At 39.6% G+C, this 9,823-nt stretch carries 8 protein-coding genes; 3 read left to right on the top strand and 5 right to left on the bottom strand.

Going from position 1 to position 9,823, the window contains the following annotated elements; all coding sequences use genetic code 11:
- Positions 1-179: 179 nt before the first annotated feature.
- Complete coding sequence (locus MLE13_RS15540) at positions 180-1,082, bottom strand: DMT family transporter (RefSeq protein WP_240750643.1); 903 nt, start codon at positions 1,080-1,082, stop codon at positions 180-182.
- Positions 1,083-1,188: 106 nt separating this feature from the next.
- Between MLE13_RS15540 and MLE13_RS15535 the strand changes: the two genes are divergently transcribed.
- Both MLE13_RS15535 and MLE13_RS15530 read left to right on the top strand, forming a co-directional pair.
- The gene (locus MLE13_RS15535) at positions 1,189-1,917 is read left to right on the top strand and encodes an MgtC/SapB family protein (RefSeq protein ID WP_008428264.1); all 729 of its coding nucleotides are present in this window, start codon (positions 1,189-1,191) and stop codon (positions 1,915-1,917) included.
- Positions 1,918-1,932: 15 nt separating this feature from the next.
- Entirely contained in the window at positions 1,933-2,919 is a 987-nt protein-coding gene (locus tag MLE13_RS15530) for a cation diffusion facilitator family transporter (RefSeq protein WP_240750641.1), read from the top strand.
- Positions 2,920-2,953: 34 nt separating this feature from the next.
- Here the strand turns inward: MLE13_RS15530 and MLE13_RS15525 are convergent, their stop codons facing one another.
- From MLE13_RS15525 to pruA, 4 genes are all read right to left on the bottom strand, one after another.
- On the bottom strand, positions 2,954-4,117 hold the full coding sequence (locus MLE13_RS15525; RefSeq protein ID WP_240750639.1) for an iron-containing alcohol dehydrogenase: 1,164 nt from the start codon (positions 4,115-4,117) through the stop codon (positions 2,954-2,956).
- Between the two features lie 112 nt (positions 4,118-4,229).
- Entirely contained in the window at positions 4,230-5,474 is a 1,245-nt protein-coding gene (locus MLE13_RS15520) for a Glu/Leu/Phe/Val family dehydrogenase (protein ID WP_008428257.1), read from the bottom strand.
- Between the two features lie 81 nt (positions 5,475-5,555).
- On the bottom strand, positions 5,556-6,749 hold the full coding sequence (locus tag MLE13_RS15515; protein WP_240750637.1) for an ornithine--oxo-acid transaminase: 1,194 nt from the start codon (positions 6,747-6,749) through the stop codon (positions 5,556-5,558).
- 76 nt (positions 6,750-6,825) lie between these two features.
- Positions 6,826-8,370 (bottom strand): L-glutamate gamma-semialdehyde dehydrogenase, encoded by a 1,545-nt coding sequence (gene pruA, locus MLE13_RS15510; protein ID WP_240750635.1) that lies wholly within the window; start codon positions 8,368-8,370, stop codon positions 6,826-6,828.
- 139 nt (positions 8,371-8,509) lie between these two features.
- On the opposite strand from pruA, the gene MLE13_RS15505 reads away from it, so the two are divergent.
- Complete coding sequence (locus MLE13_RS15505) at positions 8,510-9,823, top strand: sigma 54-interacting transcriptional regulator (protein ID WP_240750633.1); 1,314 nt, start codon at positions 8,510-8,512, stop codon at positions 9,821-9,823.

Here is a 9,823-nt window from a genome sequence, read left to right as displayed (position 1 = left end):
TGTTTGTTGACGTTTTGCTGTTCAGTTTTCAAGGTTCAAGGTGTTTCTATTTGTTTGCCGCGCTCATTGGCGACTTTATCAATATATCCTTTTTCAATCTCGTTGTCAATACTATTTCAAAATATTTTTACGAGTTGTCTTAAGGACATATATAAATATAAACCGCCACGCGCGAAAAATCAAGCGTTTATTTTAAAAAAGTATTTTTTAATTTTCCTGTAGTCTGTAACAAACAACATAATCCCCGCCAACACTACACTTCCACCCACAATTTGAGAAACGGTTAAATATTCTCCAAGTATGAAATAAGCAAGTATAGCAGCACCTATTGGCTCAAAAAGAATTGCAATCGAAATAACATTTGTACTTACCCATTTTAAAGCCCAGTTGAATAATGTGTGCCCTAGCAAGTTTGGAATGATCGCTAAGAGTAAAAACCACATCCACTCGGAAGCCGGATAAGGTCCGAATGATTCTCCTTTTAATACAATATAGAAGAATAATGTTATTGTGCTTATGCTATAAACTACAAAAGTATAGGTAACCAACGATAATCTCTTCCGAACATCTTGCCCAAATAACAAATAAGCTGTAATTAACGCACAAGCAATTAAGGCTAATAAATCTCCATAAAGAGCACTTCCACTTACTTGAAAATCACCATAGCCAATTAATACGCTACCTAATATTGCAATTGCTCCAGAGACAAGTGTTTTAATAGAGAGTTTCTCTTTGAAAAAGAAATACGTACCTGCAAAAGCGAATAATGGTTGCAATGTTACAAGCACAGTTGAACTGGCTACTGACGTATAATTAAGCGACTCAAACCATAAAATGAAGTGAAACGCTAAAAATACACCCGCTATCGATGCAAAGCCCCAATCTCTCTTGCTTAACTTTTTGATTTCGTGGGTATATTTTAGTAAGAAGACTGGACTCATGATCAATACGGAGAATAACATGCGATAAAAAGCCGTTACTCCAGAATCCGCAACTGTCATCTTCACAAAAATTGCTGACAACGCTACCGAGAAAACGCCTATCATGATAGGTATATATGGATGAATAGCCGGTCTTTCCATGTCCGCACCTCTTCTTCTAATCTTTCTTAACCGACAACTACTAAATAAGTGTGCCACTTTCTATATTCAGAATCAATATAAGATAATGGAATTGGAGGTTTTCCTCATGGAATTTTTCAGCGCATTGGAAGTTTCTTCATTAGAAACTTTCTTTAAACTTCTTATAGCTGCTCTACTAAGTTTAGTTATTGGATTGGAAAGAGAATTAAAACGAAAACCTGTTGGCTTAAAGACCAGTATCGTTATCTCTACGTTTAGTTGTTTAATAACCATTATCTCAATTGAATCTGCCTATATTGCACAAGGCAGTGAATATGATAATGTTAATATCACAATGGACCCACTTCGTTTAGCCTCACAGATTGTTTCTGGCATCGGGTTTTTAGGAGCCGGCGTCATTTTGAAGCGCGGCAACGATTCGATTTCAGGTTTGACGACCGCTGCTATGATTTGGGGGGCCGGCGGAATTGGTATTGCTGTTGCAGCAGGTTTTTATATTGAGGCGGTTACAGCGGTACTGATTGTTCTTTTTGCTATAGAAGTGTTACCTCCCCTTCTTTTTAAATTTGGACCTACCCGGCTAAAAATGGTCGAAGCCAACATTAAAGTGGTTGTTACTGAACGTTCGGCTATTCGGGAGGTGTTAGATGAATTAAAAGCTGGAGGATCTATTGTTGAAAGTTTATCCATTACCCACTCAGATAAAGAAAGTTCTTTTTCTTTTCATGAGTTGGCAATACGCATGTCTGTTTCTCATGACAAAGATACCATTGATCTTTATCAAGAATTATCGGATATGGAAAAAGTAAAGGAAGTTGAAATTGAATTGATTTAATTGAGGAGGAGTTATATGAAGGAGTTTTTTGGTTTACTGAAAAAAGGCAACAAGCCGTCATTGACGGCAGCAATCATTAATACGTTTATCGCCATTATGAAAGGTGTGGCATTCTTTTTCACAGGGAACGTCGCCATGTTTGCTGAAACGATGCACTCTATCGGAGATGCAGCCAATCAATATTTTGTTTTTATCGGTTCGGCTCTCTCAAAGAAAGCACCGACAAAAAGATTTCCAAATGGCTTTGGACGCTTATTAAATATCGTACTCTTAGGTGCGGTACTAATCGTTGGAGTTATGGCTTATGAAACAATCATTGAAGGTTGGCATCAATTAACTGATCCAGTTGAAGCGGAAGGATTCATCATAAGTGTCGTGGTATTATCTATCGCTATTCTTCTTGAATTTTTTGTTCTATATAAAGCAGGCAAAGAAATTTTACATGAGGCGGGTGTAGAAGGCGGAGCCATGGCACCTCTTACAACTAGCTTTGCGCATTTAAATCGCGCGAAGCCTGCAACGAAATTAGTATTTCTGGAAGATTTAGTAGCCACTGCAGGTGGTATTTTAGCATTGATCGCTGTATTGATTGCACATTACACAGGCTTCCTAGAAGTTGAAGGTGCTGCATCTATCGCAATTGGTCTTATGATGCTGTATGTTGTCGGTAAAGTCTTCATGGATAATGCGCGTGGAGCAATTGGTGAAACAGATGAACAAATGGTTAATCATATTGCTCATCTATTAAGTGATCATCCAGATGTGCGAGACATTCGTGAGTTAGAAGTTGTGAAAGAAGGAGAATTCCTTCATGTTGAAACCAAAATCGAAGTCGACCCACATTTAAATATTGTCCAAGCTGATGCCTTACAAGAGCGTTTAGCAGAAATTATTCTGAGTCAACCGAGTGTCGATGACGTCATTGTTTCTCTTGATGCAGATGATGGCGAAACACATTGGAAACATTTGAGTAAACGCCCAGAACAACTTCATAAAAATTAATAAAAGGCTCAGCGCTAAGCGCTGAGCCTTATTTTTATAATGAAGCTTGCAAAATTTCTTTTACGTCTTCACCTTTTAATTTTGCAAAGTTACCGAATTCACCGTAGACCATTGCTTTTTCAACCATCGAATCGATTTTTGAATCATCGATATCGTAGTAGTCTAAACGAGTTGGTGCTCCTAATGAAGTCCAGAACGCTGACAAGCGATCGATACCTTCATAAGCGATATCTTCTTCTGACTTACCTTCTGGGTTTACATCAAATACGCGAACGGCCATTTGAGCAAAACGAGAAGGATTTACTTTTACGTTATGACGCATCCATTGCGGGAATAGAATTGCTAATCCGCCAGCATGTGGAATGTCATAAACTGCTGATACTGCGTGTTCAATGTTATGCGAACCCCAGTCTCCTCTGTAGCCCATTTCAAGGAATTTGTTCAACGCCATTGTTCCTGCGAACATAATTGTTTCACGGTGTTCATAGCTCTGAAGATCATCCATCAATTTTGGTGCTGTTTCGATTACTGCTTTTAAGACACCTTCACACATCCGGTCTTGAACTGGCGTGCTCGTTGCATCATTAAAGTATTGTTCGAAAATATGAGACATCATATCCACAATTCCGTAAACCGTATGATTCTCTGGTACAGATAATGTATACGTTGGATCTAGGATAGAGAATTTCGGGAATGATAACGGGCTTCCCCAACCATATTTTTCTTGTGTTTCTTCGTTTGTAATTACTGATCCTGCATTCATTTCTGATCCAGTTGCAGCAATTGTTAACACTGTTCCAAAAGGAAGTGCATCTTCAGGCTGTGCTTTACGAGAAACTAGATCCCATGCATCGCCATCGTATTTTGCACCAGAAGCGATGAGTTTTGTGCAATCAATTACCGAACCGCCACCTACTGCTAATAACACATCAATACCTTCTGTTTTACAAATTTCAATGCCTTTTTTAGCAGTCGAAATTCTTGGATTTGGTTCTACTCCAGCTAATTCGAAAACTTCAAGTCCTGCTTCCGATAGCATTTGAGTAACTTCATCGTAAAGGCCGTTCTTTTTAATGCTGCCTCCACCGTATACAAGTAACACTTTTTTACCGTATTTCGGCAACTCTTCTTTAGCAGCTTGTAACTGCCCCTTACCAAAAATAAGTTTTACTGGGTTGTAAAATGAAAATGCGTTCAATCCAATCATCCTCCTCTATTCAAATTTTATTATGAAGTTACGTTAAGCAAATTGCAAAAGATTGAATTCAAAAAACCGCCCGGAAAAAAATCCAGGCGGTTATCTTTGTGTCTTAAACCCATCCACGGAAGCGTGAAGCTTCTGCAGTTCTACGAGCGCCGACCATATAAGCTGCTAAACGCATGTCGATATTGCGTGTAGTCGCAACGTTATATACGTTTTCAAATGCATCTACTAATTTTTTGTTGAGTTTTTCGTCCACTTCTTCTTGTGTCCAGTAATAACCTTGGTTATTTTGTACCCACTCGAAGTAAGAAACTGTAACTCCACCAGAGCTCGCTAGAACGTCAGGCACTAAAAGGATCCCGCGATCTGTTAGCATCTTCGTTGCTTCTGCAGTTGTTGGGCCGTTAGCTGCCTCAACTACAATAGAAGCTTTAATGTTATTAGCATTTTCTTCAGTGATTTGATTTGCGATAGCTGCCGGTACTAAAATGTCGCAATCCAATTCAAATAATTCTTTATTTGTAATGGTGTTATCAAACAATGTAGTAACTGTTCCGAAACTATCACGACGATCTAGTAAATAATCGATATCCAAACCATCTGGGTCATGAAGAGCACCGTATGCATCTGAAATTCCAACGACTTTTGCACCAGCGTCATGAAGGAATTTCGCAAGGAAACTTCCTGCATTCCCGAAACCTTGAATAACAACCCGCGCACCTTGCATATCCAAGCCACGTTTTTTTGCTGCTTCATTAATACAAATGGTTACACCTTGAGCAGTTGCTTTGTCGCGACCTTGAGATCCACCTAGTACAATTGGCTTACCTGTAATAAAGCCAGGCGAATTGAATTCATCAATTTTGCTGTATTCATCGTACATCCAAGCCATGATTTGTGAGTTGGTGAATACATCTGGTGCTGGAATGTCTTTGTTTGGTCCAACAAATTGACTAATTGCGCGGACGTATCCACGACTCAATTTCTCGATTTCGTGCATCGACATTTCGCGAGGATCACAAATGATCCCACCTTTTGCACCGCCGTAAGGTAATTCTACAATTCCACATTTTAATGTCATCCACATTGATAACGCAATTACTTCTTCACGGTTTACATCCGGGTGGAAACGAACTCCACCTTTTGTTGGACCCACCGCATCACTGTGTTGTGCACGGAATCCTGTAAAGACTTTTGTTTTGCCATCATCCATACGGATTGGAATGCGCACTTCTAACATTCTCATTGGTTCTTTTAAAAGCTCGTACATCGCATCTTCGTATCCAAGCTTATCTAGTGCAGTTTTAATAACATTCTGCGTAGACGTCAACAAGTTCAAGTTTTCAGCCATTGTATTAATTCGCCTCTTTATATTTAGTATTTACTCAGCAACTAGTGTAACACATTTGAAGATTTATTTGCCATGTAGAAATTAATTAGCGAATACTTTTTGGATGCGTTCAATCGCCCAATCCAATTCTTCTTTTGTAATGATTAATGGTGGAGCAAAGCGGATAACCGTATCGTGTGTTTCTTTGCACAATAGGCCCAGTTCTTTTAATTGTTCACAATACGGTCTTGCTGCTTCTGTTAACTCCATACCGATGAACAATCCACGGCCTCTAACTTCTTTTACAGAAGGGTGTTTGATTTCACGCAATTTACTCATGAAATATTCACCTAGTTCTTGAGAGCGTTCTGATAATTTTTCATCAAGCAACACTTCTAATGAAGCAACTGATACTGCACAAGCAAGTGGATTTCCGCCAAAAGTTGAACCGTGTGAACCGGGGTTGAATACGCCAAGAATGTCTTTATCAGCAACTACACATGAAATCGGGAATACTCCTCCGCCAAGTGCTTTTCCTAAAATGTACATATCCGGGTTTACATCTTCCCATTCGCAAGCAAACATTTTACCTGTACGCGCAAGTCCACATTGGATTTCATCCGCAATGAATAGTACGTTATTTTCGCGGCAAAGCTCTCTTGCTGCTTTTAAGAATCCTTCAGGAGGCATAATGATTCCTGCTTCTCCTTGAATTGGTTCAATTAAAAATGCCGCTGTGTTTGGTGTGATCGCATTTTTCAATGCTTCTAAATCACCAAAAGGAATTAAGTTAATCCCTGGAAGCATTGGACCAAAGCCTCTACGGTATTCAGGGTCTGATGATAATGAAACAGCTGTCATTGTACGACCGTGGAAGTTTCCGTCGCAAGCGATAACTTCTGCTTGATTTTCAGCAACACCTTTTACATCATAAGCCCAACGACGTGCAGCTTTGAAAGCGGTCTCAACTGCTTCAGCACCCGTATTCATCGGTAATGCCATTTCTTTACCTGAAATATCGCAAATCAATTGGTACCAAGGAGCTAACTTATCGTTATGGAAAGCTCGTGACGTTAATGTCACACGGTCTGCTTGATCTTTTAATGCTTGAATAATTTTCGGGTGACGGTGACCTTGGTTAACAGCTGAATAAGCTGACAACATGTCCATGAATTTATTGCCTTCTGGATCTTTTACCCAAACACCTTCTGCTTCTGTAATGACGATTGGAAGTGGATGGTAGTTATTCGCACCAAATTTTTCTGTTTGTTCAATAATTGTTTGTGTTTGTGTCATTTAAATTCCTCCTCTTTTTAAAAAAGGCAGACCTTAGTCTGCCTTTTAATGAATTATTATACCATTTAGTGATAGATTAATACATCTCAGAAGTAGTTTTTGCTTGCATGTGAAGAACGATATAATCTGGTCCGCCTGCTTTTGAGTCAGTTCCAGACATATTGAAACCACCGAATGACTGATACCCAACGATTGCGCCTGTGCAGCCACGGTTGAAGTATAAGTTACCAACATGGAAATCTTCACGAGCTTTTTCAAGGTTTACGCGGTTGTTTGTGATAACTGCGCCAGTCAAACCGTATTCTGTATTGTTTGCAATTTCTAGTGCATGGTCAAAATCTTTAGCTTTCATTAATCCGACAACTGGACCAAAGATTTCTTCTTGCATAATGCGAGCTTGCGGATCAAGGTCAGCAAAGACAGTTGGGTTTACGAAGAATCCTTTAGAGTTATCTCCGTCTCCACCAGCAACTAAGCGTCCTTCTTCTTTACCAATTTCAATGTAGCTCATGATTTTGTCGTATGAGTTGCCATCAATAACTGGCCCCATGTAATTTGAAAGTTCTGTCGGGTCGCCAATTGTCAATTCTTTTGTTAATTCGATAACACGGTCAAGAACTGTATCGTACACATCTTCAACAATTACCGCACGAGATCCGGCTGAACATTTTTGTCCACTAAAACCAAATGCTGATTTCACAATTGATTGTGCTGCAAGCTCAAGGTCGGCATCTTTGTCCACGACCATAGTGTTTTTTCCGCCCATTTCAGCGATTAAGCGTTTCATCCACAATTGCCCTTTGTTCACTTTCGAAGAACGTTCCGCAATGCGCAAACCGACTTCTTTTGAACCGGTAAATGAGATAAAGCGAGTATTCGGGTGATCTACTAAGTAGTCCCCTACTTCAGATCCAGGTCCAGGAATAAAGTTAACAACACCAGCTGGCATGCCCGCTTCTTCAAGAACTTCAATGAACTTGTAAGCTACGATCGGAGTTGTTGAAGCTGGCTTCAACAGAACCGTGTTTCCTGCTACCATTGCTGCTGCTGTAGTTCCAGCCATAATAGCAAAAGCAAAGTTCCAAGGTGAGATAACAACACCTACGCCTAATGGAATATAGTCGTAACGGTTATCTTCGCCCGGACGGCTCTCTACTGGCATACCGTCTTTAAGACGTAGCATTTGGCGCGCATAGTATTCCAAGAAATCAATTGCTTCAGCTGTATCAGCATCCGCCTCGCTCCAAGGCTTACCTGCTTCTTTTGTCAATAGTGCTGAGAATTCGTATTTACGACGACGAATAATTGCAGATGCTCTAAGTAATACATCCGCGCGAACTTCAGGTTTTACTTTTTTCCACGTTTTAAAAGCTTCATCAGCTGATTGCATTGCTTTTTCAGCTAATTCTTTGTTTGATTTAGAAACTCGTCCAACCAATTCTTCTTTGTTAGCAGGGTTGAAAGAAATAATTTTATCTTCAGTAGTGATTCGTTCTCCACCAATAATTAACGGGTAATCTTGTCCAAGGTAAGCTTCAACTGTTTTCAAGCCCTCAAGGTAATCTGTGCGGTTTTTGTCAACCGAGAAATCTGTGAATGGTTCGTGTTTGTAGGGAATCATGTAAATCCTCCTTGAATTTTAAGTGAGCGCAAAAAAAATTTGCACTTTCAAACTGTTTCCACTTATAATAATGCAAAAGATTGTTGCATAATTCAAGTCTTTTCGTTTAAAAAATCAAAATAATTTTGGAGTGAGCGTTTTGAAGCCGGAAGATATCGATTTATCACCGTTCTATAAATTTGCTGGAGAGCACGTGGCTATTGGGATTCACGCCATAGATACAAAAGGAAAAACCATTTTATACAATAAAAAAATGCGTGAAATTGAAGGATTCGATTTTGAGGAACTTGCGGACCGTTCGCTTCTAGAATTGTTTCGTTTTGACCAACAGGAGAGTACGATGCTACAAGTACTTCAAAGTAAAGTTCCTGTTTTCAATGTCAAACAAACTTATTGGAACCGCAAAGGCCAAGAAATTACAACAATCAACGATACCTATCCGGTATTCGATAAAAAAAAGCTAATTGGTGCAATTGAATTATCACGCGATGTCACGACACTTGAAAAAGTAATATATCAACCACTAAAAAAATACGACGAGCCCATTACCTTTTCAACAATTTCTGCCGTATCCACAAGCATGAAGAAAGTGATTAACACTGCGGAAAAAGCAGCGATTGCGAACTTGCCGGTACTGTTAGTAGGTGAATCTGGCACTGGAAAGGAATTAATTGCAGAAGCGATTCATTGGGCGCAATCTCCTGAAAGACCTATGCACACGCTTTATTGCCATGGCACCGATGGGTCGATTATCGATCAACTTGGCGAAGACATTAAGCAAATTGATGAAGGTACCATTTATTGTGAACGAATCGATTTGTTGCCTTTGCCTTTGCAGGAACAATTACTAGAGATGGTGGAAGAACGTTCGCGTGGAAATACGTATTTTATCGCTAGTGTTGGTGAAGATCCGGTCGAGTTAATCACGTCACATAAATTGCTGAAAGACCTTTACTATTTCTTCTCCTCTATGACGATAAAAGTAGAGCCACTTCGTCTGCGTAAAGAAGATATTCTGCCATTTGTGAATGATTATTTTTCCCGTCACCGGATGATGGTAGGTTCGGTTGTACATGGCCTAGACAAAGAAGTCGCAGAGCGGCTGCATGACTATGACTGGCCAGGGAATTTAAAAGAATTGGAGTTGCTATTAGACGAAATCACTTCGATGTTAACAACACAAGAAATTGTAACAGCAGATATGCTGCCTCATCATTTCATGTTGAAGAATCATTTGAACGGGGCACAAAAACCTGAAGATTTTATCGTTCAGTCTACTACGGAGTTATTGCCACTTGAAGAATATTTGTTTGAAGCTGAAATGTATTATTTGCAAAAAGCGATGGATTTACATCATGGCAATGTTACAAAAGCAGCTGCTGCTCTTGGCATGAGCCGACAAAACCTTCAATACCGTTTACGAAAAATCAAAAAAAACGAAGCGCAGACATAA

Origin of the sequence: Planococcus halocryophilus, from assembly GCF_022489025.1 — a bacterium.
In the GTDB taxonomy this organism is placed as follows: Bacteria; Bacillota; Bacilli; order Bacillales_A; family Planococcaceae; genus Planococcus; species Planococcus halocryophilus_A.
The sequence above is the reverse complement of the archived record's forward strand: the minus strand, read 5'-3'. Positions and strand labels throughout refer to the sequence as shown.